Origin of the sequence: Croceicoccus gelatinilyticus, from assembly GCF_018398395.1 — a bacterium.
In the GTDB taxonomy this organism is placed as follows: Bacteria; Pseudomonadota; Alphaproteobacteria; order Sphingomonadales; family Sphingomonadaceae; genus Croceicoccus; species Croceicoccus gelatinilyticus.
Genome location: NZ_JAHCBF010000006.1, coordinates 256,043 through 280,559, shown reverse-complemented (window position 1 = coordinate 280,559; position 24,517 = coordinate 256,043). Strand labels below are relative to the sequence as shown.

The following is a 24,517-nucleotide window of genomic DNA, read 5'->3' as shown; positions in this document are numbered from 1 at the left end:
CCAATACGATTACGCCGGACGGAATCCGGGCGTGACGAAGGGAAGATCAGGCTGAGGGAGGCTGGGTAAGCGGAGCCGAACCGGTTCCGACAAGCGCTGTCGCGGGCAGCGGCGACGGCAGGAGGCGTTCATGATAGACCGCAGCGAATTCCGTCCCGCTTTCGGGCATACCGAGCACGGCATGACCGTGCGGCACGGAATGCGACGACTGCGTTTCGCCCGAGGCGTCGCCCGACCCAAGCGCGGCCTCGGCACCTTCGACCAAGGCGATCGCTACAGAGGCTTCGTGCACTTCGCCATCATGGACATGACCATGGTCGGCATCCTTCAAGTGCGCGTGCCCATGCGCATGATCCGCATGCGGCACCGCACCCGTAAACCCGCCATGGGAAACGAGCATCAGAACCGCAATCAGGAAAAAGAGTGCGCTTCGCATGGACATCACGCTTATGATGCAGATCGCAGAGTTGCAATGGGGTAAAAGGCCAATTTCTCGCCCATACCAACCTCGCCATTCCTGATCCGCATCTTCAGCTCCTTACCAGTCCGGATCCATTTCGGACACGCCGGGGAAGTGCACGACCTTCTCGCCATAGAGCGGGTCGTAGTAATGGCCGCCTTCCTTGTAGTCGGCGTTCCACTGCTTCTGGCCGTTCTCATCCATTCGATAGACGAAGGGAGACATCAGCAGGCGTTCGAGGTGCCAGCGCCCCTCCTCGCCCGAAGGGATGTCTTCGCCCTCGCCATAAAGCATCAGGCCGCCCTCGGCGTAGATTTCGTGCGCCGGATCGGTGGTCTTGTACTCGTGACTGACGTTCATGACCTTGTGCCCGATTTCGTGGGCAATCGTGCGGCGACGGCGGTTCGGCGTCGACAGGTTCGTGATAGAAATGACCCCGCGCAGTCTTTCGGGAATCGTGTCGTGGTAGGAATAGGTCGGAAACGACAGCCCTCCCGTACGCACCATCTTCACCGTCCAGTTCCGCCCCTCGGCAACTTCGAGGAACGGGAAAATCACGTCCTGCAGCGCAACAAGGTAAACCGTTCGCGAATTGGCAGCATCCGGTTCGATCACGCTTTCGAAAGCCGCCTTGGCCATGTCGCTCATCTGCGAGGGATGGCGCTTCGAAGCGACATAGGAATTGACGTATTCCGTATCGGGAACGCGGGGAATTTCGTTCGACTGGATCGCGAGAAAACGCTCGTCGATCTCGCCCCGCCTCACGAACAGTAGGTTAAGCTGCACGCCGGTCGGCGCATAGATTTCCTTGGCCGCGCGAAATGCCTCGATCATCGAAGGCAGGGTCACCTTCTCGAAGCCGGGGTCGAAGTTCGACGGAATATAGATACCGACATCGACGGTCGGCTTACCGGCAACGATGTCGGCATTGATCGCGGCGACGTCCACATCGCCGGATGCGGTCCATTCGACCGGTGCCGCAGCAGTGCCGGTTTCAGTTTCGGCCGCCGATGAGGCTCCCGCGCTGCAAAGCGCGAGAGCCACGATCGCGGCGGAACGAAGGGTTATTCCCTTGATCATCATCGTTTCCGGATCAGTCGATCTGGGCGAGGACGGCGTCGAAATCGGGGTTCACGCTGCGCGCGAACTTGATCGCCGGGTGATCCTCTTCGAGCACGTCGTAATAATATGCGCCGCCCTTCTTGCGATCCGCATCGACGTTGGCCGCCATTTCCTTGATGCCTTCGTTGAACACCTTGTAGTCGGTGGATTCGCCCTTGGGCTTGACGATCAGAAGCAGGGCCGGTTCGTTGAACGGCGCTTCCCAGCCGGTGGGCATGCCGTCACCGAAGCGGAACAGCGAGCCCGCTTCCATGACCTGGCGCTTGCCTTCGCTGGCCAGAACCCACTTGCCGCGCACGGTATAGACGATCGAACCGATGTCATGGGGGTGTTCGGCAAGGAACATGCCGGGCTGGAGTTCGATGAAGAACGCGCGCGTTTCTTCTGCGAACAGAAGCGGGCCGAACAGGCCTTCATGCGTCAACACGGCAGACGACGACTTAACCGCTTTCTCGATATCGGGGACGATTTCGACATTGGTCGCAAGCTGGAGATATTCCGGCGAAACGTCAGTCGCGGCGATCATCTCGGGGTCCTTGATGTCACCCTCGGCAACCGTGTCGACATCGTGAGTGTGCGTGCCCTCACCGTGGGCGTGGGCCACTTCCTCGGTCGCTTCCGGCTCCGGTTCGGCGCCGTTGCATGCGGCAAGCGACAGGCTGGCGCCCAAAAGGCAAAGCGTTGAAAGTCTCATCGGAAAACCCTCCATCTTGTGGTCCGTAAGCAAGTGAATTTCGTCGTCGAGTGCCTTCAGTTTCGAAGGGCCCTTGTGGTCCTTCCGCCGGGTGCCCTACGCCGGGAGAGCCACCGGAAATCGCGCCGCGTGAACGACTTGAACAGGAGATAGAAGCCCGTCCCCGACAAGAAGAGGACGCCGAAACCGACCACGATGATTAGCGGGTGGTTGAAGCTCGTCCTGTCAGCGTAGTCCATGTTGTGGAGCATCCAGAAAAAGTCCCAAAGGCGCCAACCATCGCCGCGTGCGACGAGGAATCTACCGGTGTCGGCGGCGAAATAGGCGCTGGTCCCTTCGGCATCGCCGAAGTCGACACGCCACATCGGACCGGCAAACTCGCGCGCTTCCAGGTTCGGCTTGTCCATCAAAGAGACTGCGCGGATCGGCGCGTCGACCATGGCAGTCGCGCGCTGGCGCACGAGGGCTTCGTCCACTGTCACCGGATTGCCGGTCAGACCGTCGACGATACGCAGGGACCCGCTCTCGCCAATTTCGTAGACCGGACGTCCGTCAGCCATCGAAAGCTTCAGGCTTTCGACTTCTCCGATGCCAAGGTCCGCCGGTGCGAGCAGCCCCGGAACCGCTAACGGATCGGCAGCGATCATCGGTTGGTCGCGCACGTCCGTCATGTCGATGAATGCCATCATCGCGCCGCTGACGGACCAGAGGATGAACTGGATACCCAGCACCAGCCCTACCCACTTGTGGACCCGGCGGAAAAACAGGGGAGTGAACCGGATGCGTTTCATGCCGTTTTCTTCTTCTTGCGGCGGCGCGGAAAGGCCCAGACCAGCAACCATGCCCCGCTCAGCGCCATGGCCACCGACAGCCACGTGCTTGTCCGCAACAGCAGGTTGTTCACGTCGCTGCGATCATCGTAATCCATGATATGCAGCATCCACGCGAAGTCGAAGATCCGCCAAAGCGAATGGCGCCGCGAAATGAGCTCACCGCTTTCGGGCGAGATGTAGAACGTCGGGCTGTCCCAGCGATCGAAAGTCACTTGCCAGTACGGCGGCTTGCGTCCCTGCATCTCCATCGGTGCTTCCTGCAGCAGGCTCACCGAGGCTACCTCTTCGTCCGAGGTATAGATGCTGCGCGCAATGGTTTCTGCCTGATCTGCATCGATCAGGCCTAACCGCTCGCCGGTGCCTGCGTCGAACAGGCTGACACCTCCAGGCGATGTCACCAGCCAAACAGGACGGTCCAGCAATGACGATGAACGAACCTCCGAAGCGTCCGGCACGGCCGCAAGGACCGTACCGGGCGCGACGAGGGACACCATGTCGACTGCGAGACGCTCGACCGGCCTGACGAGATGATCGCCATGGATCCGGTCGATGTGGATGACGACCATGTAGAAACCGGTCGCCGTCCACAGCACTACCTGAAGGCCGATGACCAGCGCCAACCACTTGTGCAGGCGCCGGACGAACAGGGGCCATCTTATCTTCATCGGATGCCGATCAGAAGCCGGCGCGCACGCCGACATAGAACCTGCGGCCCATGAGGTCGTAAGTCATCGTGTCGGTATTCGCATCGGTCCAGCTGCGCACGAACGGCGCATCACGGTCGAATACATTGTCGACACCGAAGGAGAAGCGATAGTTGTCCGCCACGTCGAACGCGATCTGCGCGTTATGGTAGAAGACGTCCGGCATGGAATAGCCAAGATCGCCCGGAGCTGCGTTGAAGTCAGTGCCCGAGCCGATCCATTGGGTCGACCACGTACCCGTAACAGCGCCCTTGGCGACCGAAAGTACGCCATAACCGCGCCATTCCGGATAGCCGCCATTGCCGCCGCCGATATGACCGTCAAACTCGATCGGATCGCCGCCTTCGAACGGATAGACGACATATTCGTTGAGCCAGGTGACGTTGAGGTTAAGCGTCACTTCGAAGTCGCCGATCATCCGGTCGTAGATCATGCCGAGGTCGAGACCGCTCATCTTCTCGAGACCAGTATTGATCGACTGCGCCTGAAGGTAAGTGATTTCGCCGGTCAGCGAACTACGCGTAAAATCATCACAGAATTCGCTGCTCAGATTCTCGCTTGCGTAGCAGACCGCCAGCTTCGTCGAGCCCGGGATCGTGCGGATCGCATCCTTGATCTCGATGTCGAACCAGTCGGCGGTGAAGGTCAGTCCGCTGGTCGGCTCGATCACTGCACCCAGCGTCCAAGTGGTCGAATCTTCTGGCTGAAGATCGGGATTGCCGCCACGGCTGGTCAGCACCGTTCCGCCAAGCTGAGTGTAACCCGCAGGGACGCCCGATGCCTGGCAATTGGCGATCAGTGTCGCGTTACCGCTGGTGCTATAGCCACTGCACGGATCGGTCGTGGTCAGGTTGCCTTCGGAAACACCGCTGAACAGTTCGGGGACGTTGGGGACGCGGAAACCGGTGCCATAAGTCGCGCGCAACCTCACGCCCTCGACGATCGCCCAGTCTGCACCAAGCTTGTAGTTCCAGTCTGTGCCGAACAGGTCGTAATCGGAAAAGCGCAATGCGCCGTCGAGGACGAAGGACTGCGCGAAAGGCGCGTCGCCAAACACGGGGACCGAAACTTCGGCATAAGCTTCCTTGGCCGAGATCGAACCGGAAATCGGGTCTTGCTGGTTTGTATTTGCAATACCCGCGATCGTCAGTTCGTCCGGCGTGCGCCAACCCTTTTCCTTGCGGTAGGTTGCGCCAGCGGCAAAGCCGACCGTGCCTGCCGGAAGATTGAACAGGTCACCAGTTACATCACCCGTCACTGAGAACAGTTCATTGCCACCAGTGCCGACCGACGTGAACAGAAGGTAGTCAAGCGCTTCCGGCGTCAGGTCGCCATACCCGAGCAGGTCGGCGCAGGGGATGCCGTTCGAACCACAAGTGTTCGGATCGAGCGCATAACCGAGCTTCTCGAGATTGACGACGTTCGTTTGCCCATCGTCACCAGTGTTCTTGCCCCAAGTCGCCGCGACTTCCCAATTCCACCCGCTCGACAGTTGGCCGCGCAGTCCGCCGCTTGCCTGGTAGGTATCTGTATCCTGGAAGAACCCGCGCGGTCCGGCTTCCTTCAGGCGCCGCTGGATCAGTAGAATATCCTCGCCCGTCGGGTTGATCGGATTGTCCGCTGCGATCGCGATATTCCGCAGCGTACCGGGCGTCGCGATCTGGTTCGTCTTCCGCTTGGTGTAGAGGAACTCGCCGAACAGCTCGACGGAATCGGTCAGCGCATAATCGCCAAATGCCGCGATGTTATAGCGCTCGATCGGGTTCACCGCGTTGAGATCACGGACATAGTTGTAATTGTGAATGGCCGAGGAATATGGCTCGTAGAAGTCGCCGTCGCCACCAAGTTCCTGGTTGAAATTGATCATGGTGCCGTCAGGCAAGGCCGCACGGCCACCGATTGTCGACGCACTGTTGCTGCAAACCAGAGAACCCGACGCACCGCTGTAAGCGCAGGGTACACGGTCACCCATATTGATGGGATCGGTGTTCTGGTAAGTCGCTGCCACCATTACGCCACCGCGTTCGCCGCGAATGCCGCCCATGAAGTCGAGCGTGCGGTCCTGCCCGTCGCCTTCTTCGGTGATGCCATAGCGTCCGCCGACCTCGAGACCTTCGAAATCCTTGCGGGTGATGAGGTTGACGACGCCGGCGACGGCATCTGCGCCATAAACGGCCGAAGCGCCGTCCTTCAGCACTTCGGTACGAGCCAACATGTTGACCGGGATCATGTTCAGATCCGGCGACGAGTTCGCGCCCGTGCCGCCCGCAACAATGCGGCGGCCGTTCAGCAGGACCAGCGTACGCTTGATGCCAAGACCGCGAAGGTTGACCTGCGACGTCCCCCAACCGTTACCGGTCCAGTATGCCGCCGTTTGGTTGCCAGCCTGGCCGGCGTTGGCGGGCAGACGCTGCAACAGGGTTTCGACATTGACGATGCCGGTATTGGCGATTTCATCCTGAGTGACGACGGTCGTCGGCCCAACACCTTCGATGTCAGCGCGGCGGATGCGCGAACCCGTCACGACTATCGGCGCGGCCTGGGTTTCGCCTGCACCATCTGTTTCAGAACCCCCTTCCTGAGCATGTGCAGGTGCAGCAATCAGCGCCGCCACGGCGCCACCGGCGAGAAGGAAAGTTCTGAAGTCCATGTGGATGCCTCCCTTGGCTTAATGTCCGGGCCGTAAGGAAACAGTCACAGGAGCGGCGGTCAACACTTATTTTGTATATACATGAATTTTCCGCCAGATTGTTATTATCAAATCGAGTTCCGCATATAATCCGTCTACCGAAAGCGCGATCCGGTGATTAAAAATTTCATTTGGGTAATTTTATTATGCGGACGCGCCGAACCGGGCAACGAGCGTATACGAATCGCCGATGAACAATTGCCGCACTGCGGTAATGTGCTCACCGGATCGCCAAGTGCGGCGGACAAGGGAAAGGCAGGCGGTATTGTCTGCGACACCGAGTGCGTGAGCCTCTCGATCCGAAACGGCGGTCGCAGAGATCGCGGTTTCTGCTTCGGTCCAGGGAACATGTTTTAGTAGCCAGGTGCCGGGGCTGTCCGGATCGAATACCGCATCGTCGATCTCCGGAACTGCCGTCAGGCTCACCGCGCGACTCTCATGAGCGAAAGGCTTTCCGTCCGCTATGTGAACTCCGACAGTCCACAAGACGTCACCCTCAATCTCGAGCGAACTGTCGACCTTGCCCGCATTGCATATCTCCCGGTGCAGAAGGCGATATCGATAGACCTGCCCGCGTTCCTGGACCTCATGCGCGAGGTCGGGAATGTCCAGCACCATTGCATGCGCTTTCGGTGCGGCGACGAACGTGCCAGCCTTGCGCTTGCGGTTAACCAACCCGGCAGCGGCGAGCGCAGAGATCGCCTTGTTCACCGTCATGCGCGAACAGCCGTACTCGGCCATCAGGTCATGCTCGATAGGCAAACGATCGCCGGGGGCCAGTTCACCGCCAAGTATGCGGGACTCGATGTCCCTTCGGATACGCTCGTGCAGAGCGGTCATGTGATGAGCGCTTTCAGCACTGCCCTGTATTCCCCCTCGACCTGATCACGCATGACATGACGCCCGCCGCTCACCACCAATCGACCCCGCCGCCACACGCGGTCGATCGCACGCGAACCGGCAGAGAATACCAACTGGTCAACAAGGGCGTCATCCCCTCGTGCCCCGCATACCAAAACGTCTTCTCGCAGTGCAACGAGATCGGCTGACGCCCCAGGCCGGATCCCGCCTTCTACGCCCAAGGCCTGCCAGCCACCGTGAAGCGCGCTTTCCAACAGCGAGCGGCCATTGGACAAGAATTTCCTTGAAGTCATTATGTTGCGATTCTGCAAACTAAGTCGCTGGCCATATTCGAGGATCCGCAATTCCTCCGCCATATCGATCCGGACGTTCGAGTCGGAGCCAACTCCGAACCGCCCACCTGCCTCCATGAATGCCCGAGCGGGGAAAATCCCATCACCAAGATTTGCTTCAGTAATAGGACATAGACCGACGACCGCTCCCGATCGCGCCATGTCCAACACCTCACCAACATCGACGTGCGTGGCATGAACGAGGCACCATCTGGAGCCCACACTTGTATTGTCGAGCAACCAGCGGACTGGCGTCGTGCCGAGTGCTGAACGACAATCCGCGACCTCGCGCAACTGCTCGGCAATGTGGATGTGGATTGGCCCGTCGCCAGCCAACTCTTCCAATGCGCCCAGCTCTTTAGGTGCCACTGCGCGCAAGGAATGAGGGGCGAGCCCCACTACTGCATCGGGCAGGTCAGCTGCGCCTTCCCGACAGAGCTCCAGCAAATGGGCGAACTCATCGAGATTGCAAACGAATCGGGCCTGAGCCTCGGTCGGCGCAGCCCCATCAAAACCGCCATGCGCGTAGAATACTGGCAGGTGAGTTATTGCGATGCCGGTGTCCGAAGCAGCGGCAAAAATCGCATTGGACATCTCGGAAAGATTTCCAAAGCGCCGACCTGAAAGATCATGATGAAGGTAGTGAAATTCACCGACGCGGGTAAATCCGCTCTCCAGCATCTCGATTTGCGCCATTGCCGCGATCTTGCGAAGCTGGTCAGGGGCGATTGTGCTGGCGAGCCGATACATGAGATCTCGCCACGACCAGAAGTCGTCCCCGTCAGCGCTCCTGTATTCGGCAAGACCTGCCATCGCGCGTTGAAACGCGTGGCTGTGCAGGTTGGGCATTCCGGGGATTGCCACGCCATGGCGCTCGCACCCTTCAGGCGGGGCGCAGTCGGCTTTGACTGCCTTGATCAGGCCACCGGCAAGCGTGATGTTCACTTGCGAGTGCCATCCATCCGGCAAAAGTGCCTTGGCAAAGTGCAGAACCCGATTTTGCCCCATCGTTTGCCCCATCGCTAGCAGGGTCCAATCATTTGAACGTTTTTAATGCGTATATTGTCTATACAATAATCCGGCGCTATGCAACAAATCGTCGGTGAGGAGGCGGCAGCCATGATGCAGTGCGAAACCAGATGGACCGCGGCCCGGCTCGCGACGATGACGGACGGCTGCCTGACAGTCATTCCCGACGCCATGATCGCCGCGCAAGACGGACGCGTTGTCTACGCAGGTCCGGCCAGCGCAGCACCGGACATTGTCGCCGAACGCACCGTCGATTGCGAAGGGCGCCTCGTCACTCCCGGCCTCATCGACTGCCACACCCACCTCGTCTTTGCCGGAAACCGCGCTGCCGAGCACGAAATGCGCCGCACCGGCGCCAGTTACGAGGAAATCTCCCGCGCTGGCGGCGGCATCCGGTCGACCGTCACGGCTACGCGGGCCGCGAGCGAGGACGAGCTGGTCTCTTCCGCCCTGCCCCGCCTCAACGCGCTGATTGCCGAAGGGGCGACCACGGTCGAGGTGAAGTCGGGCTACGGCCTCGATCTCGAAACCGAGATGCGCATGCTGCGCGCCGCTCGCAGGCTGGCTGACGAGCGGCGCGTGACAATCCGCACCACGTTCCTTGGCGCGCATGCCCTGCCCGCTGAATTCGCCGGTCGCGCCGACGATTACATCGATCTCGTCACGCAGGAGATGATCCCTGCCGTGGCCAGCGAAGGTCTTGCCGACGCGGTCGATGTGTTTTGCGAGAACATAGGCTTTACCCCTGCGCAGACCGAAAAGGTCTTCGAAGCTGCCGCGGCTCACGACCTGCCGGTCAAGCTTCACGCAGAGCAGCTGTCCGACCAGAAGGGCGCAAGCCTTGCCGCCGCGCATGGTGCGCTTTCGGCGGACCATCTTGAACACCTCGACGACACGGGCGTGGCCGCGATGGCGAAGGCCGGGACTGTCGCGACCCTGCTTCCCGGTGCGTTCTATTTCATGCGCGAGACCCGCAAGCCGCCCGTCGCCCTGCTGCGCAAGGCAGACGTGCCGATCGCGCTGGCAACAGACTGTAACCCCGGCACCTCGCCGCTTACTTCGCTCCTGCTCGCCATGAACATGGGCTCGGTCCTGTTCGGCCTAACCGTCGAGGAATGCCTTGCCGGAGTGACCTGCAACGCGGCCCGCGCGCTTGGCATGAGCGACGGGACCGGCACGCTCACTGCCGGCAAGCAGTGCGACATGGCGATCTGGAACGTAGGCGATCCGGCCGAACTGGTCCACGCAATGGGCGCCAACCCGCTACACGCCCGCATCTGGAGAGGACGATGACCGACCTGACCCTGCAGCCCGGGGCCGTCACCCTGTCCCAGTGGCGGGCGATCTATCGCGGCGGGCGGCCCACGCTCGACCCCGCCTGCATGGACGCGGTCCGCGAAAGCGCGGCCTCGGTCGAGCGCATTCTTGCGCGCGGCGAACCGGTCTATGGCATCAACACCGGCTTCGGAAAGCTGGCGAGCGTGCGGATCGACGACGCCGACCTTGCCACGCTTCAGCGCAATATCGTGCTGAGCCATGCCGCAGGCGTGGGCGATCCCTCCCCCGAACCGGTTGTCCGCCTGATGATGGCGCTCAAGATGGTCAGCCTCGCGCGCGGCGCATCGGGTATCCGGCCCGAGACGCTGGACCTGCTCGCCACGATGATCGAACGCGGCCTTACGCCCGTCATCCCGTGCCAGGGTTCGGTCGGCGCCAGCGGCGATCTGGCCCCGCTTTCACACCTTGCGACGACAATGATCGGCGAAGGCGAGATTGTCCTTGATGGCAGACGCCTCCCTGCCGCCGAAGCGTTGGAGAAGGCAGGTCTTGCCCCGCTCACGCTTGGCCCCAAGGAAGGTCTCGCGCTGTTGAACGGCACGCAGTTCTCTTGCGCCAATGCGCTAGCCGGGCTGTTAGAAGCCGAAACCCTGCTCCAGACCGCGCTCGTCACCGGCGCGCTTTCGACAGAGGCGGCCAAGGGCTCCGACACGCCGTTCGACCCTCGCATCCACGACCTTCGCGGCCATGCCGGACAGATCGAGACCGCCGCCGCGTTGCGCGAATTGATGGATGGCTCTGACATCCGCGCCAGCCACCTCAAGGGCGACGAGCGCGTGCAGGACCCCTACTGCCTGCGCTGTCAGCCACAGGTGATGGGCGCGGCTCTGGATATGATGCGGCAGGCGGCAACAACGCTTTCGGTCGAAGCGAACGGCGTTTCGGACAATCCGCTGATCTTCGCCGATACCGACGAGGCGCTGTCGGGCGGCAACTTCCATGCAGAGCCGGTGGCCTTCGCTGCCGACATGATTGCCATGGCGATCTGCGAGATCGGATCGCTGTCGGAGCGCCGCGTCGCCATGCTGGTCGATCCGGCTCTGTCGGGCCTGCCCGCGTTCCTTACGCCCAAGCCAGGGCTCAATTCGGGCTTCATGATCCCGCAAGTCACTGCCGCCGCGCTTGTTTCGGAAAACAAGCAGCGCGCCTTTCCGGCCAGCGTCGATTCCATTCCGACATCGGCGAACCAGGAAGACCATGTCTCGATGGCAGCACACGGCGCGCGGCGACTTGCCGACATGGCGCGCAACGCCGCCGGTGTCATCGCGATCGAGGCTTTGGCGGCGGCGCAAGGGATCGATTTCCACGCCCCGCTTTCGTCCAGCAAGCCGCTGGAGGCGGCACGCGCCTTGATCCGCGGGCTTGTCCCCTCGCTGTCGGACGACCGCTATTTCCATCCCGACATGGAAAAGGCCGCATCGCTCGTCCTTTCCGGCAAACTTGCCGCCACGGCGGGGACTGACCTTCCGGCGATCGGCTGATGAGCGACTGGCTGTACATACATCGGGGCACTGCGCCGCTTGTCGTCGCCTTCCCGCACACGGGTACCGACCTTGCCAATGTCGAAGGCGAATTTGCGTCGCCGTGGCTCGCTCGCCGCGATGCCGACTGGTGGGTGGACCGGCTCTATGCCTTTGCCCGCGATCTGGGCGCAACGACGATCCGCACCGCCATTTCGCGCAGCGTGATCGACGTGAACCGCGATCCCTCTGGCGCGTCGCTCTATCCGGGACAGGCCACCACCGAACTGTGCCCGACCACCACGTTCGACGGCGAGCCACTCTATTCGGGCAGCGAACCCGACAAGGCCGAGATCGCCCGCCGCCGCGACAACTGGTTTGCGCCTTACCACGCCGCGATCGAAAGCGAGCTTGCCCGCCTGCGCGCAGGTCACCCCGCGGTCGTGCTCTACGATGCGCACTCGATCCGCAGCCATGTCCCCCGCCTGTTCGATGGCGAGCTCCCCCAGTTCAACATCGGCACCAACGGCGGCGAGACTTGCGACAAGGCGCTGTCCGACGCGGTAACCACGATCTGCGCGGCAAGCGGGCGCAGCCACGTCCTCGACGGCCGGTTCCGCGGGGGGTGGACCACGCGGCTCTATGGCCGGCCCGCAGACGGCATTCACGCCATCCAGATGGAACTGGCCATTCGCGGCTATTCGCCCGAGCCTGACGTGCCCTCCCCCTCGAACTGGCCCCCTCCGTTCGAGCCCGACTATGCGGCGCCGCTTGCCGCCAGCCTGTCCGACATCCTGAAGGCCTGCATCGCCTTCGCCCAGAACAATACCGGGAAGATTGACCAATGACCCGCATCGACAACACCCGCACGATCCGCCCCGCGACGGGCAGCGAGATCACGGCCAGGAGCTGGCTGACCGAGGCCCCGATGCGGATGCTGATGAACAACCTGCATCCCGACGTGGCAGAACGGCCCGAGGAACTGGTCGTTTATGGCGGCATAGGCCGCGCCGCCCGCGACTGGGAAAGCTATGACCGCATCGTCGAAACGCTGCAGCGCCTGAACGATGACGAGACGCTGCTGGTGCAGTCCGGCAAGCCCGTCGGCGTCTTCCGCACGCATCCCGATGCGCCGCGCGTCCTGATCGCCAATTCCAACCTCGTGCCCAAATGGGCGGACTGGGACCATTTCGGCGAGCTCGATAAGAAGGGCCTCGCCATGTACGGGCAGATGACTGCCGGTTCGTGGATCTACATCGGCACGCAGGGCATCGTTCAGGGCACGTACGAGACCTTCGCCGAGATGGGCCGCCAGCATTACGGCGGCGATCTGGCGGGGCGCTGGCTGCTGACGGCGGGCCTTGGCGGCATGGGCGGCGCGCAGCCCTTGGCGGCAGTCATGGCGGGCGCGTCGTGCCTTGCGATCGAGTGTCAGCCGAGCCGCATCGAAATGCGCCTTCGCACCGGCTATCTCGACCGCAGCGCGACGACGATCGAGGAGGCCATGGCAATCATCGAGGAGGCGAATGCGGCAAAGACCCCTGTGTCTGTAGGCCTGCTCGGCAACGCCGCCGAACTCCTGCCCGAAATGTACCGCCGCGACATCCGCCCGGACCTGCTCACCGACCAGACCAGCGCGCACGATCCCGTCAACGGCTACCTACCCGCAGGCTGGACCGTCGCCGAATGGATCGAACGGCGCGAGCGTGAACCCGAAGCCGTCGCCAAGGCGGCGAAAGCGTCAATGGCAGTCCACGTGCGCGCGATGCTCGATTTCCAGTCCGCGGGTGTCCACACGGTCGATTACGGCAACAACATCCGGCAGGTCGCCAAGGACGAGGGCGTTGACAATGCCTTCGACTTCCCCGGCTTCGTCCCCGCCTATATCCGCCCGCTGTTCTGCCGCGGGATCGGCCCGTTCCGCTGGGCCGCGCTGTCTGGCGACCCTGAGGACATCTACCGCACCGACCAGAAGGTGAAGGAGATGATGCCCGATGACGAGCATCTTCACCGCTGGCTCGACATGGCGCGAGAGAAAATCCACTTCCAGGGCCTGCCCGCCCGCATCTGCTGGGTCGGCCTCGGCGACCGTCACCGGCTGGGCATGGCGTTCAACGAAATGGTGGCAAATGGCGAACTGAAAGCCCCTGTCGTGATCGGGCGCGATCACCTCGACAGCGGATCGGTCGCCAGCCCCAACCGAGAGACCGAGGCGATGATGGACGGATCCGACGCGGTCAGCGACTGGCCGCTGCTCAATGCCCTGCTGAACACCGCCAGCGGCGCAACGTGGGTGTCGCTACACCACGGCGGCGGCGTCGGCATGGGCTATTCGCAGCACTCGGGCATGGTCATCGTCGCCGACGGCACCGAAGCCGCTGCCAAGCGGCTTGAGCGCGTACTCTGGAACGACCCGGCGACCGGCGTGATGCGCCACGCAGACGCAGGCTATGAGATCGCAATCGACTGCGCGCGTGAGAAAGGGCTCGACCTGCCTTCGCTCTGACGCTCGACCGCACCAAAGTTAAAGATACCCACGGAGTTGCAGAAAAGATGTCCGATTTGCTGGTTTCACGTCGCCAACTATTAGAAGTTGGTGCACTTGGTGCAGGCGCCTTGGCCCTGCCAGCATGGGCGCGCGGGGCGGACATGCACGGCGCGCACATCCGCAAGGGCTTCGACGAGGTGTCGGGCCACCGCATCGACCTGACCGTGGGTGAAGGCATTCAGATGGTGCAGGGGCGGCAGGGCCATGCCTTTGCCGTCAACGGCAGCGTTCCGGGCCCGCTGGTGCGATTGAAGGAAGGGCAGCACGTCCAGCTGGCCGTCACCAACACGCTGGCAGAGGATACCTCGATCCACTGGCACGGGCTCTTGGTGCCGTTCCAGTACGACGGCGTCCCCGGCGTCAGCTTTCCCGGCATTGCGCCCGGCCAGACGTTCGTCGCCGATTTCACCGTGCGCCAGTCGGGCACCTACTGGTGGCACAGCCACTCCAACCTGCAGGAACAGGCCGGTCATTACGGCCCGATCGTCGTGGAACCGGCGGGTCCCGATCCGGTTCAGGCGGACCGCGACTATGTCCTGCTGTTGAGCGAGTTCACACCGCTTCACCCGCATACGATCATGGACAAGCTGAAGAAGGGCGAAGGCTACTTCAATTATCAGCAGACCAGCTGGACCGACGACTATCCGCTGGACGGTGCAGACCGCCGGATGTGGGCGCGTATGCGGATGATGGCGACCGACATCCTCGACGTGACGGGTTCGACTTATACCTATCTCGCCAACGGCCACGGGCCGGAAGAAGGGCTGGAATACGCGTTCAACAAGGGTGAGCGGGTGCGCCTTCGCGTCATCAACGGCAGCGCGATGAGCTTCTTCAACATCCGTATTCCGGGCGTGAAGATGTGGGTCGTGGCCGCAGACGGCCAGAACGTGCGCCCGGTCGAGGTCGACGAATTCCAGATCGGCACGGCAGAGACTTATGACATCGTGGTCGAACCGACGGGCGAGGCGCACACGATCGTGGCCGAAGCGATGGACCGTTCGGGCATGGCCGTGGCAACGCTGGCCAGCCGCCCAGGTGCGCGGGCAGAAGTCCCCGCGCTACGCGACCCGCCGCTGCTGACGATGGCCGACATGGGCATGGGCGGCATGGATCACGGGGGTATGGACCACGGATCGGGCGGCGACATGTCGGGGATGGATCACGGCGAGATGGACCATGGTTCGATGAACCACGGATCGATGAACCACGGATCGATGGATCACGGCTCAATGGATATGGGCGCCACGGCTGGCGGCGCGATGGATATGTCGGGTCACTCGATGCGCGACACCTCGCTTCTGCCCGATGACGTCAAGGTCGGCCCCGGCATCGACATGGTCGCTATGAACCCTGTCGACCGGATGGGCGATCCGGGCATCGGCCTGTCGGACGTTGGCCACCGCGTGCTGAATTACCGCGATCTCGTTGCGCTCAAGATGAACCCCGACCATCGCGCCCCCTCGCGCGAGATGGAGATCCATCTGACCGGCAACATGGAACGCTACATGTGGTCGTTCGACGGCAAGAAGTTCAGCGCCGTCAGCGACGAACCGATCCGCTTCGGCTTCAACGAACGGGTGCGCGTGAAGCTCGTCAACGACACGATGATGGCGCACCCGATCCACCTGCACGGCCACTTCTTCGAACTGGTCAACGGCGCGAATGCGATGTACCAGCCGTTGAAGCATACCGTGATCGTACAACCCGGCGGTAGCGCCCGCTTCGACCTCACCGCGAACGAGCCGGGCGACTGGGCCTTCCACTGCCACCTGCTCTACCACATGCATTCGGGGATGTTTCAGATCGTCTCGGTCGATTTCCCGGAGAACGGCGAATGAACCGCGCCGTGAGCATGCTGCCGCTCGTCCTCGCAGTCCTCGCCCTTCCCGCAGCGGCATCGGCGCAGGAGGCCGATGGCGAAGAGCCGGTGATGGATCATGGCTCGATGGATCACGGCGAGATGGACCACCCAACCATGGATCACGGGTCGATGGATCACTCGACCATGGACCACGGCGCGATGGATCACTCGACAATGGACCATGGCGAGATGGATCACTCGACCATGAATCACGGCGAGATGGACCACTCGACCATGGATCACGGTTCGATGGACCACTCGACCATGAACCACGGCGAGATGGATCACTCCACCATGGACCATGGCGAGATGGACCACTCCACGATGAACCACGGCGAGATGGATCACTCGACCATGGACCACGGCGCAATGCCGATGGGTGGCACCGTTGCTCCGTCGACCGCCACCGGCCCGGCCAATGCCGCCGACGCCATCTGGGGCACCGATGCCATGGCCGCCAGCCGCACCGCGCTCGTGCACGAAACCAGCGGAATGCCGGTCCTGTGGCTGCAGGCCGACAGGCTCGAGTATCAGGCAAAGGACGGCCCCGACGGTTACCTGTGGGACGTGCAGGGCTACTACGGCGGCGATCTCGACAAGTTCTGGATCAAGTCCGAAGGCGAAGGCGCATTCGGTGAAGGCGTGGAAGATGCCGAAATCCAGGCGCTCTACAGCCGCGCCATCGGGCCCTGGTTCGACCTTCAGGCAGGCGTGAGGCAGGACCTTACCGGTCCGTCGCGCACCCATGCCGTGATCGGCGTGCAGGGCGTTGCCCCCTTCATGTTCGAAGTCGACGCCGCCGCCTTCCTGTCGAACAAGGGCGACCTCACCGCGAAGGTCGAGGCCGAACTCGACCAGCGCGTAACGCAGCGCGTGATCCTCCAGCCTCGGGCGGAGGTGTCGCTATCCGCTCAGGACATCCCCGAACTGAGCGTGGGGGCGGGCATCGATGCGATCGAGGCGGGCCTGCGCCTGCGCTACCACTTCACCCGCGAATTCGCGCCCTACATCGGCGTGGAACAGCACTGGAAACTGGGCAAGAGCGCCGACTACGCCCGTGCGGACGGCGAAGCGACATCATCGACCGCCTTCGTCGCAGGCCTGCGTCTCTGGTACTGACCGGAAAGTCCGAATGGTTGGGGCGGGCAGGATCCTTAGCCCCACCCAAACCTTATAACCATCTGTTAAAACTAACAAATTTCGCCGCGGCACTACAGATCAAACAATTGACCGGTTCAAGATACCGCAAGATTCATACCCTTGAAGCACGGAATGCAGAAAGCGACTGCAGAAATCGGGCCTAAAGACGGTTGCGCTTACGAATTCCGACGAAAGCGGTCTTGCGGCGCGAATGGAAGACTCAAGCCTAGCGAAGAATTTCGAAGCGATGCTGATCGTAAGGCCGAGTGGCGCATTCAAGCCCGAAGCACGCAGCTGTCGCTACGGCCTGGAAAAGATGGGCATCGCTCCCGATCGATCTCTAATGATAGCATGTCATCCTCCGGACCTGATCGGGGCGCGATGCGCTGGGATGACGACCGGGTTTGTGCAGAGGCCGGGTCCCGCTTGGTATCCCCTGGCCGACGAGCCTGCCTTCTCGGCAAAATCTCTCAGTGATCTAGTCAAACAGATCGTCATCAGTGCGAATTGAACATAGAATTACCGCGGCGTCTCCTTTCCTATGCATTCTTGCTCGGAGCGGACTGTCTACAATCGGCCCATTCTTTGCCTTACTCGGAGATAGTCTTTTAGTGCGCAGAATGTCGGCTTCTGGCGAGACCTGCCGTCCGGCATAACGTTATGTAATGGTGGCAAAGCCCCAAGGCCACCACTCGATGGCAACGTCCGCTCTTGGCGCCTCGGCACGGAAGATGACCAGGGGCGGGGCATATGGCTGACGTCGCGATGCATCTGCCCAGTTCAGCATTCTACCGGAGCCAAAAAAGCCGGTTTGCGCATGGGCCGAAAAACGCGAAAAAAACCGGGGACCTCAGAAAACGGCAGAACTCCGACAAAAATCACAAATTTGAATGGAAAATCTTTTTTGTCAAAAACGACAAAGTGGAAAAACTTTATTGTATCTGGAAAAACTTTATTGTCTCACAACAAAATGTTGCGAGACAATAGAGTTCTTCCATTTGCACACGTAAAACTGCGGGTTTCGGCACCAGCTTTGACAAAATAGTTTTTCCAAAAACTAGAACAGAGTAGGATCATTTCGCCAAAGCAATGCCTGAACGGTCGCGTTTGTGACAAAAAAGATATTCCAGTTTCGACCATCGCGACCCGCAGAATTCCTCGTATCTTGCCTTTCACACGTTTCTGTTTTGGCATGTTGAAATCCCGAAACAGACAGTCGGCTTAAGGCTACGTGGATTGATAGCCCTACGTCAGCAATGGGGTGGAAAGCGGTCAGGCCAACTGATGCTTGTCGTATCGCACTTTCGCATTGATCAGCTCGTCGCAAAGTTCGTCAGCGGTGTGTGTCCAGCCTCCGGGAAGAACCCCATCGTGATCGAAGATTCTCGTGGTTTGCCCCCGTGTCTTTCTTCTCCAGATTACATTGCGAGTTCCGAATTGGGTTCGGACGTCAATTAGCTCGATGTCATCCCAGCGAACATGCCAGTGCCGCCATAGAGAGTTGTAGCTGAAGCCATCGCGATTGATCCGAAGGTGCGCTGGAACCAAAAGGTCGGCCAATGGAATTAATGATCCGACGCCAAAAAACAGCGAGCCAACCCAGCCAACGAGATCGGTGACCAACGTAGGATAGCGTGTAGGTGCGGCTGCGGTAACCAACCACAGGCAGCCCAGTGTGATTATGATGCAGAGAATGAGCAGGATTAGCGATTTCAGGCGTGAACTCCTGCTTAGGACTGTTGGCGGATCAATCTGCTCGGCGTTCATGCGAACCTTCTAGAGTTTGATCTACGGCGTGACAGCTAGAAATTTTGTGTCCGCAATCGGGTCGTTTGCCGACATTCCGCTTATGGCCAGAAATGTCGCAAAGCTGCCAGTCCGCTTTCGGACAAAGCTATCGCGCCCGCTTATGACCGGAATGGGGTGGTTTTGCGACTGTCTGCTTTCACGAGGCTAGCGTCGGAGCAGATCTCTTTGGCCTCATTGCGCCGCTAAGGGTCGCTTGAAGTAATGGAATGGCGGCCAGCTCGACACATAGGTCCAACCAGCTTTCTTCATTTCTGCTCGCATCTCGTCGGCCATCCAAACTCCTCCGATCCGCCGCTTGTATTCCCACTGCTTGTCAGTTTTGCGAAAGATGAGTTTGAGCAAGCCCGCATCAATCAACTCATGACCGTTTTCGCCTTCTTGCCCGAGAATGCGCATCTCGTTGAAGGCGTGCGCTCCAAGCCTAACCACCTTTTCGCCTTCAGCTTGAGTGGCGTCATTATCGTCAATGTCGAGCTTGAAACGCTGCTGTGCCGCCTGTTTCGATATACCAAGCGCGTCTCCGATGTCTGTCCAGCTCAGCCCTGATCGTCGGGCGGCATCGACCCAGCGCTGTAAGTCAAGCCGTCCCTCATCGGCGACCAGATGAGCTGCCGTGATAGCGTCTCTGAACTCGTCGGTGCTCTCGCCTGTGAAAGGCGGTTGGCGGTTGGTTGCCCACTCAACCATTACTGCTGCCGTGCTTTTTCTGATGGCTTGCTGCTCTGCGAGATTCACTGTGACTCTCCGTCAATGATTTCCTGACGACTCGTCAATATGGCCTTGACGGATTTCCGTCAATAGGTTGTTGACGGAGGGGCTGGATGCAAATGCAAGTGCATCACAATTTCGCGTCGGGAATTAGGGTCGCTAGCTGAATGTCCGCTTTGCGCGGTTCAGACCCTAATACCGGACAGGCAGCTAAGCGCCCTAATTTCGGCCATTCGCTGTCAATCGTCGATGTCCCGAAAGCGGACATCAAACAAGTCTGTGTGACTAGTGGGAACCGCCCCGCTTGCAGGCGCTCACATGACATTGTTGTTATGATACCACGCTCAATCCCAGCTTTTCGATTTGCCATCCATCGCCCTTGCGGCGCAGGCGATAGGAGCCATGCTCTGCGCCAAGATTGCCGTAGGTTGCACCACCCGAGCCGGCGCAAAATCCACGATCGCCCGAACAATCGATCCGAGCATCGATGAACATGGCTTTCTCACCTGTCGCGGTGACGACTACGCCGGGACCATTCCATGAACAAGCATCGCCTGGAAAAAGCCGCCCGAATTTCCGGGACAGGCTGGCAAGCAGGTTTTCGTCTGCGCCGCGCAAACAGAAATGTGCATGCATATCGCCCTCGCGACCCTTGTAGTTCTGCAGGACATAGGCGAACATCGCTTCCCGCGGATCGACAATTCCCCTGATCATTCGTTTGGGCAAGCGCTGCCCGTCCCAATGCTCGTCGAATGCCTGTGAGAGCAGCATATCATCAGTAGATGGGCCAGGCGGTGGAGGTGGTGGCGGATCGGGAATGCCTCCGGGTTTCTCCGGATCATATTTCGTTACTTCATAGAGCTGCACAGCAGGCCCCGTGCAATCGGCAGACACCTCCTTGCCTGTCAAAACCTCCAGGTCGGCATTGCGTGGATAGAACCCGCCTCCGCCGCGAACCATCTCGCCTTCGCGGATTCGCAGCCCCGAGGTGTAGTTGTTCACCAGCCAGTCGCTCTCCTCGAGGCGCGCGACCTGCACATCCTCATCGGCCCAAAGGATCAGCGCAAGGTGCCCAGGCGAATGTTCCAGATAAAGGCATGATCCGGCGCGTGTGATCCGACCGGAAACAAGCGCCTCCATGCGAATGGTACTGCGATCCTTCAGGATCACCGGGAGCGGAGACTCCACCGCGCCAGGCTGTTCGCCGGTGTCGGATTCATCCACCGGAGCGCATGCGGGGGATGCCACTGCAAGCAGCATACATGTTACTAGAGCACTGCGTCTTTGACGGGGGTGTCTCGCCGTGTGATTTACCAAGGTGGGTTGCGAACTCATTCTGTCAGAACCTCTCCGTTAAAATGCCCAGAAGCGATTGCAATCCAACGGGTCAAGCGACGGATTGCGTAACCGACGATCCGCTTCTCGCTGCGCTTGCTCGACCGCGCATGTGTTGGCGCGGTCCACGATCTGCTTTTCGGTCGCACCGCTACGTTCGCCGTAACGACGCAGGGCAGGATTGAATCTCTCCGGAGTAGCAAAGGGATTGGTGACATGGGCCACACTCACGACTTTGTGGTTCCCGCAGGCGTCAACCAACGCCGGATCGGGATCGGAAGGTTCGCTGTACCACCCTGTTTGGGCGGTCAGCCCCACGCGCACGCTGCCCATCGTATTGGGTTCGTAGCGCGATCCGAACGCGAGATAGCCTTCGTCGTCGATCACGAGAGCTACGCCGAAAGGAAAAAAGACCAGCGGATCATCCTCTCCTTCGCGGTCTAAGAAGAAGCACCCATCGCGCAGCACGATCGTGTGCTCGCTACCCATGCTGAGCACATCACCTGCGGGCTCTGTAGCTTGCGGGAAGGCGCGGATGTAATAGGACAGTTCGGGTGGAACAGCCGGTCGGGTAAGGACGGGTTTATCGTTGACCGGATCGGGCGGCCATTTCCCGTCGAGATCCGAAAATGGCGGCGGCAGGGGCGCTTCGAGAATCGTGAGGCGGCCGCTCTTTTCCTGTTTTGCACCTGTCGGGATCGGCGCAGGCTCTACGCAGGCAGCCTCGGCATCGCCGGATTGCATGACGATACGGCCCTGATCGTCAAAGGTGCAAAGCGGCTGCTCGGGCCCGGATTGCGAACAAGCAGCGGCGAGCGCGACGAGGGAGAGTAGTAGGCAACACCGCATCATCGCACCCTGTCTCCCGTCAGGACATGCTCGTCGCCTGCAATAATCAGTTCGCCGTTGGGGCCAACGAGATAGTGCGGATCGGCGCGCATGAGTGCGGCGAAGGCGTCATCTTGGGTGGCATATTCGGGCGGGCAATTCTGCTCCGTACCGGCAATGTCGCCTTCGACGATCAATCGGTTGCCCTGCCTTCGGTACGTGCCAAAGAGGGTCGCGCAGGATGCCAGCCCCTGCCAGGTTTCCTCATAGACTCTCAAATGCCGGTCTATAGGGCTGGAACTCGCCGTGTCGCCATCGAGTGCGCGGATGGTCCATTCCGTATTGGCAAGGTCTTGGGCAACCGGATCAGCGACCGGGATACGCATCGGATCGGGTGAGCGATCCAGCGGCTGCGCGCCGTCCTCGCGCGTCAGTTCGATCTCATGATCTCCGGCTTTTAGGCGCAATCTGTCACCGGTGAGCTTGACCTGCGGATGGGCCCGGAACAGTTCGGCAATCGCGTTTTCCCATTTACCCAGCGGCTCCATACAAGCCATCGCATCGCCGCCCCAACTGTGCGCTGCGATGCGTCCTTGTGCGTAGAGCGTGGTGCCGCCAAAGTGATTGCAGCCCACCGATCCACCGGCCGCGTCTGTGGAGAAGGCAAGGTAGGGTTCGTTGCCCGAAACCGGCAGGGTTTCGCCATCGATGCTGGTGATGCGCCACCTGCCGGTGATATCCTCCGGCGCAGGTACTGTCTCCCTGTCAGCTTCTGCAGCGGCATTGCCGGTCTGCTCGCCGGCCTGCGGGTTGCAGGCGGCGAGCGCCATACACAGCAGAACGACAGGAAGTCTCATCGCAGCATCGCTTTCAGTATCACGTCTCCTTCCGGAAGCGGAACGGTATACTCCGGGTCAGTCGGGCAGGTGCTCACACAAATTACATCGGGGAAGTGGTTGGCGTTGATCCACTGCGCTGCTCTGTCCACCGCGCGCTCCGTGATCGGATTTCCGTCGGGCAAGTTGCCGGGGCAGGCAATCGCGTTTGCGAAAGCCATGGTCCTGCCGCCTTCCCTGATCAGACCGACCGGGGCACAGCCATCGTAGAACGCCGTCACACCGCCGTAACCATTGGGATTGCCGAATTTCGTCCTGCCGTCGTAGTCGATCCAGAGGCGGGTGGGGTCGGCCAGCACGCGGTCGCCAACGCGGGATATGAAATAGCGCCGCACTATCGGATTCCCGAAATTGTCGGTCGGCCGGGGCGGCGCGATCTGCGCAATGCGCTGATCGACCTGCACCGCCAAAGCGCGTGCGTCCTCTACTTTCGTCCCGACATAGCTTGCCGCGCCCAGCACATTCGCGCCTTCGACCGCTTCGGCGAGTTTGCCGTCGACGATCCGCATCAGTGGCAGTGTCATCTGTACCAAGCGCGTATCGAAAGAGGGCGGATCGCCTTCGGTCAGGCGTCCCGCCAGATAACCGGTACGGCTCGCCAGCAGCAGCACCTCCTCGCCAGGTTCGGGCGTGATAACGGGCGAGCGGCTCTTGCCCTCGAGCGGCGGCATCCGCACGATCAGCAGGTCGCCGGTCTGGTTCCCGCCTCGCCAGCCCTCGCGCACGCGATAAAGGTAATCGAGTGACAGGCCATCGCCGCGATCGACGGGGCGGATGCCTTCGAGCACCGCGCGCACGACGATGGGAGCAATGGCGAAGTGTTCGGCAAGACTGCGCGCCTCTGTGCCGGGCTCGGGCACCAGCCCTGCCTGCTGCGCCTGTGCGTAATGCCACGTGGTCATTCCGACAAAAGCGAGAGCGCGCGGATCGGCGGGGTTTTCCGTGCCGGGCATTCCCTCGCCGCCGAACCCGATGGCCCTCAACGCCAGTCCGACGCGCTGTTCGGCAGGCATCGCTGCTGCCTTTTCGGCAAGCTCAGCCGCCCAGGGATGCGGCATGAAGGCCTCGGCATCCTCGGCAAGTTCCGGGTAACGCGCGGCAGGCACGAGCGTCGCCCACTCTCTCCCGATCCTCACCGTCATGCGGGTCTCCACCGGATTAGCGCGGTAATTGACTTCGGCACCGAGCTTCGCCAGCTCGTCGCCCAGCGTCTGGACACGGCAGGGCTCACTCATCCGGTAGTATGAGCCACCCGTGCGCACTTCCCCGTCGCGGTCGGTGAACCAGCTGTTAGACGCAAAATCGCAGTTTTCCGCATCGACTTTGTATTCTGGCCCAAAGGTGACGCGGGTCAGCTCCTCACCGCGATAAGGCCTGCCACGCCTGTCCGCGAGCAGCCAATCGCCGCGAACGAAATCGTCGCGCGGGATAGTCGCAGCCACATCGACCTTCTCGAACATCCATGCCTCACCGCCGCGTTCGATCCGGATGGTGTCGTCATCAACCGCCACGATGCGCACTTCGCCCGTATCGAAAGGGGCGAGCCGCGCGTGTGTTTGGCAATTCGAGGCAAGTCGGGTGTAATCGTCCAGCGCGTATCGCCCATCGCCCAGATCGCGCAGCTGGCCCTGTGTCAGCTCGCAGCCGCTGCCAAAGGAAAACATCGGGCTCCAGATGGTGAGCCGGTCTTTCGGCGAGAAACCTGGGCCCGACACCGGCCGCCACTCGCCATATAGCGCTTTCACCGCATCGGTCATGGGTGCAAGCGCCCCCGGTCCGGGAGGAGGTGGCGCAGGAGGTAAAGGCATATTTGCCGGTTCGCGCGAAGGAGCGGAAGTCGCGCAACCGATCAGTAACAGTGGCGCTG

General features: G+C 61.1%; 22 protein-coding genes. 8 read left to right on the top strand and 14 right to left on the bottom strand.

The window, feature by feature from the left end; genetic code table 11:
- Positions 1 to 46 precede the first annotated feature (46 nt).
- From KIH45_RS14505 to KIH45_RS14470, 8 genes are all read right to left on the bottom strand, one after another.
- Complete coding sequence (locus KIH45_RS14505; RefSeq protein WP_213176741.1) at positions 47 to 436, bottom strand: hypothetical protein; 390 nt, start codon at positions 434 to 436, stop codon at positions 47 to 49.
- Between the two features lie 102 nt (positions 437 to 538).
- Positions 539 to 1,540 carry an ImmA/IrrE family metallo-endopeptidase gene (locus tag KIH45_RS14500; protein WP_213176740.1) on the bottom strand — a complete coding sequence of 334 codons (1,002 nt, stop codon included), beginning with the start codon at positions 1,538 to 1,540 and terminating at the stop codon, positions 539 to 541.
- A gap of 13 nt (positions 1,541 to 1,553) precedes the next feature.
- A complete protein-coding gene (locus KIH45_RS14495) occupies positions 1,554 to 2,276 on the bottom strand; it encodes a cupin domain-containing protein (protein ID WP_213176739.1) in 723 nt (240 codons plus the stop codon).
- Positions 2,277 to 2,332: 56 nt separating this feature from the next.
- Complete coding sequence (locus KIH45_RS14490; RefSeq protein ID WP_213176738.1) at positions 2,333 to 3,067, bottom strand: PepSY domain-containing protein; 735 nt, start codon at positions 3,065 to 3,067, stop codon at positions 2,333 to 2,335.
- Positions 3,064 to 3,774 carry a PepSY domain-containing protein gene (locus KIH45_RS14485; RefSeq protein ID WP_213176737.1) on the bottom strand — a complete coding sequence of 237 codons (711 nt, stop codon included), beginning with the start codon at positions 3,772 to 3,774 and terminating at the stop codon, positions 3,064 to 3,066. The genes KIH45_RS14490 and KIH45_RS14485 overlap by 4 nt, the downstream gene beginning before the upstream one ends.
- Positions 3,775 to 3,784: 10 nt before the next feature.
- The gene (locus KIH45_RS14480; protein ID WP_213176736.1) at positions 3,785 to 6,463 is read right to left on the bottom strand and encodes a TonB-dependent receptor domain-containing protein; all 2,679 of its coding nucleotides are present in this window, start codon (positions 6,461 to 6,463) and stop codon (positions 3,785 to 3,787) included.
- Positions 6,464 to 6,646: 183 nt separating this feature from the next.
- A complete protein-coding gene (locus KIH45_RS14475; protein ID WP_213176735.1) occupies positions 6,647 to 7,342 on the bottom strand; it encodes a UTRA domain-containing protein in 696 nt (231 codons plus the stop codon).
- The gene (locus tag KIH45_RS14470; protein ID WP_420481941.1) at positions 7,339 to 8,703 is read right to left on the bottom strand and encodes a formimidoylglutamate deiminase; all 1,365 of its coding nucleotides are present in this window, start codon (positions 8,701 to 8,703) and stop codon (positions 7,339 to 7,341) included. The genes KIH45_RS14475 and KIH45_RS14470 overlap by 4 nt, the downstream gene beginning before the upstream one ends.
- 114 nt (positions 8,704 to 8,817) lie before the next feature.
- Here KIH45_RS14470 and hutI point away from each other — a divergent pair, with 114 nt between their 5' ends.
- The 8 genes from hutI to KIH45_RS14430 all read left to right on the top strand — a co-directional run bounded on the left by hutI (position 8,818) and on the right by KIH45_RS14430 (position 18,061).
- The gene (hutI, locus tag KIH45_RS14465) at positions 8,818 to 10,017 is read left to right on the top strand and encodes an imidazolonepropionase (protein WP_213176778.1); all 1,200 of its coding nucleotides are present in this window, start codon (positions 8,818 to 8,820) and stop codon (positions 10,015 to 10,017) included.
- Complete coding sequence (gene hutH, locus KIH45_RS14460; protein WP_213176733.1) at positions 10,014 to 11,543, top strand: histidine ammonia-lyase; 1,530 nt, start codon at positions 10,014 to 10,016, stop codon at positions 11,541 to 11,543. Before hutI ends, hutH begins: the two co-directional genes overlap by 4 nt.
- Positions 11,543 to 12,370 (top strand): N-formylglutamate deformylase, encoded by an 828-nt coding sequence (gene hutG, locus KIH45_RS14455; RefSeq protein ID WP_213176732.1) that lies wholly within the window; start codon positions 11,543 to 11,545, stop codon positions 12,368 to 12,370. Before hutH ends, hutG begins: the two co-directional genes overlap by 1 nt.
- Complete coding sequence (hutU, locus tag KIH45_RS14450) at positions 12,367 to 14,028, top strand: urocanate hydratase (protein WP_213176731.1); 1,662 nt, start codon at positions 12,367 to 12,369, stop codon at positions 14,026 to 14,028. Before hutG ends, hutU begins: the two co-directional genes overlap by 4 nt.
- Before the next feature lie 47 nt (positions 14,029 to 14,075).
- Positions 14,076 to 15,911 (top strand): copper resistance system multicopper oxidase, encoded by a 1,836-nt coding sequence (locus tag KIH45_RS14445; protein WP_213176730.1) that lies wholly within the window; start codon positions 14,076 to 14,078, stop codon positions 15,909 to 15,911.
- Positions 15,908 to 17,053, top strand: a complete 1,146-nt coding sequence (locus KIH45_RS14440; protein ID WP_213176729.1) for a copper resistance protein B — start codon at positions 15,908 to 15,910, stop codon at positions 17,051 to 17,053. Before KIH45_RS14445 ends, KIH45_RS14440 begins: the two co-directional genes overlap by 4 nt.
- A gap of 166 nt (positions 17,054 to 17,219) precedes the next feature.
- On the top strand, positions 17,220 to 17,585 hold the full coding sequence (locus tag KIH45_RS19540) for an HAD family hydrolase (protein WP_213176777.1): 366 nt from the start codon (positions 17,220 to 17,222) through the stop codon (positions 17,583 to 17,585).
- 239 nt (positions 17,586 to 17,824) lie between these two features.
- Entirely contained in the window at positions 17,825 to 18,061 is a 237-nt protein-coding gene (locus KIH45_RS14430) for a hypothetical protein (RefSeq protein WP_213176728.1), read from the top strand.
- Between the two features lie 285 nt (positions 18,062 to 18,346).
- Here the strand turns inward: KIH45_RS14430 and KIH45_RS14425 are convergent, their stop codons facing one another.
- The 6 genes from KIH45_RS14425 to KIH45_RS14400 form a co-directional block, all read right to left on the bottom strand.
- A complete protein-coding gene (locus tag KIH45_RS14425) occupies positions 18,347 to 18,841 on the bottom strand; it encodes an STM3941 family protein (RefSeq protein ID WP_213176727.1) in 495 nt (164 codons plus the stop codon).
- A 213-nt stretch (positions 18,842 to 19,054) separates the two neighbouring features.
- Complete coding sequence (locus KIH45_RS14420; RefSeq protein WP_213176726.1) at positions 19,055 to 19,618, bottom strand: hypothetical protein; 564 nt, start codon at positions 19,616 to 19,618, stop codon at positions 19,055 to 19,057.
- Between the two features lie 303 nt (positions 19,619 to 19,921).
- Positions 19,922 to 20,815, bottom strand: a complete 894-nt coding sequence (locus KIH45_RS14415) for a hypothetical protein (protein WP_213176725.1) — start codon at positions 20,813 to 20,815, stop codon at positions 19,922 to 19,924.
- Positions 20,816 to 20,944: 129 nt separating this feature from the next.
- Complete coding sequence (locus KIH45_RS14410; protein WP_213176724.1) at positions 20,945 to 21,670, bottom strand: hypothetical protein; 726 nt, start codon at positions 21,668 to 21,670, stop codon at positions 20,945 to 20,947.
- Between the two features lie 104 nt (positions 21,671 to 21,774).
- On the bottom strand, positions 21,775 to 22,584 hold the full coding sequence (locus KIH45_RS14405) for an META domain-containing protein (RefSeq protein WP_213176723.1): 810 nt from the start codon (positions 22,582 to 22,584) through the stop codon (positions 21,775 to 21,777).
- Positions 22,585 to 22,607: 23 nt separating this feature from the next.
- Entirely contained in the window at positions 22,608 to 24,407 is a 1,800-nt protein-coding gene (locus KIH45_RS14400) for a hypothetical protein (RefSeq protein WP_213176722.1), read from the bottom strand.
- Between the last annotated feature and the right edge of the window lie 110 nt (positions 24,408 to 24,517).

Coding starts and splice junctions, on each gene's coding strand:
- KIH45_RS14440 (WP_213176729.1), top strand. CDS start 15,908: ATGAACCGCGCCGTGAGCATGCTGCCGCTCGTCCTCGCAGTCCTCGCC.
- hutH (WP_213176733.1), top strand. CDS start 10,014: ATGACCGACCTGACCCTGCAGCCCGGGGCCGTCACCCTGTCCCAGTGG.
- KIH45_RS14400 (WP_213176722.1), bottom strand. CDS start 24,407: ATGACCGATGCGGTGAAAGCGCTATATGGCGAGTGGCGGCCGGTGTCG.
- KIH45_RS14500 (WP_213176740.1), bottom strand. CDS start 1,540: ATGATCAAGGGAATAACCCTTCGTTCCGCCGCGATCGTGGCTCTCGCG.
- hutG (WP_213176732.1), top strand. CDS start 11,543: ATGAGCGACTGGCTGTACATACATCGGGGCACTGCGCCGCTTGTCGTC.
- KIH45_RS14490 (WP_213176738.1), bottom strand. CDS start 3,067: ATGAAACGCATCCGGTTCACTCCCCTGTTTTTCCGCCGGGTCCACAAG.
- KIH45_RS14425 (WP_213176727.1), bottom strand. CDS start 18,841: ATGAACGCCGAGCAGATTGATCCGCCAACAGTCCTAAGCAGGAGTTCA.
- KIH45_RS14470 (WP_420481941.1), bottom strand. CDS start 8,703: ATGGGGCAAAATCGGGTTCTGCACTTTGCCAAGGCACTTTTGCCGGAT.
- KIH45_RS14430 (WP_213176728.1), top strand. CDS start 17,825: ATGGCTGACGTCGCGATGCATCTGCCCAGTTCAGCATTCTACCGGAGC.
- KIH45_RS14495 (WP_213176739.1), bottom strand. CDS start 2,276: ATGAGACTTTCAACGCTTTGCCTTTTGGGCGCCAGCCTGTCGCTTGCC.
- KIH45_RS14445 (WP_213176730.1), top strand. CDS start 14,076: ATGTCCGATTTGCTGGTTTCACGTCGCCAACTATTAGAAGTTGGTGCA.
- KIH45_RS14475 (WP_213176735.1), bottom strand. CDS start 7,342: ATGACCGCTCTGCACGAGCGTATCCGAAGGGACATCGAGTCCCGCATA.
- hutU (WP_213176731.1), top strand. CDS start 12,367: ATGACCCGCATCGACAACACCCGCACGATCCGCCCCGCGACGGGCAGC.
- KIH45_RS14410 (WP_213176724.1), bottom strand. CDS start 21,670: ATGCAATCCGGCGATGCCGAGGCTGCCTGCGTAGAGCCTGCGCCGATC.
- hutI (WP_213176778.1), top strand. CDS start 8,818: ATGCAGTGCGAAACCAGATGGACCGCGGCCCGGCTCGCGACGATGACG.
- KIH45_RS14405 (WP_213176723.1), bottom strand. CDS start 22,584: ATGGCGCTCGCCGCCTGCAACCCGCAGGCCGGCGAGCAGACCGGCAAT.
- KIH45_RS14485 (WP_213176737.1), bottom strand. CDS start 3,774: ATGAAGATAAGATGGCCCCTGTTCGTCCGGCGCCTGCACAAGTGGTTG.
- KIH45_RS14480 (WP_213176736.1), bottom strand. CDS start 6,463: ATGGACTTCAGAACTTTCCTTCTCGCCGGTGGCGCCGTGGCGGCGCTG.
- KIH45_RS14505 (WP_213176741.1), bottom strand. CDS start 436: ATGCGAAGCGCACTCTTTTTCCTGATTGCGGTTCTGATGCTCGTTTCC.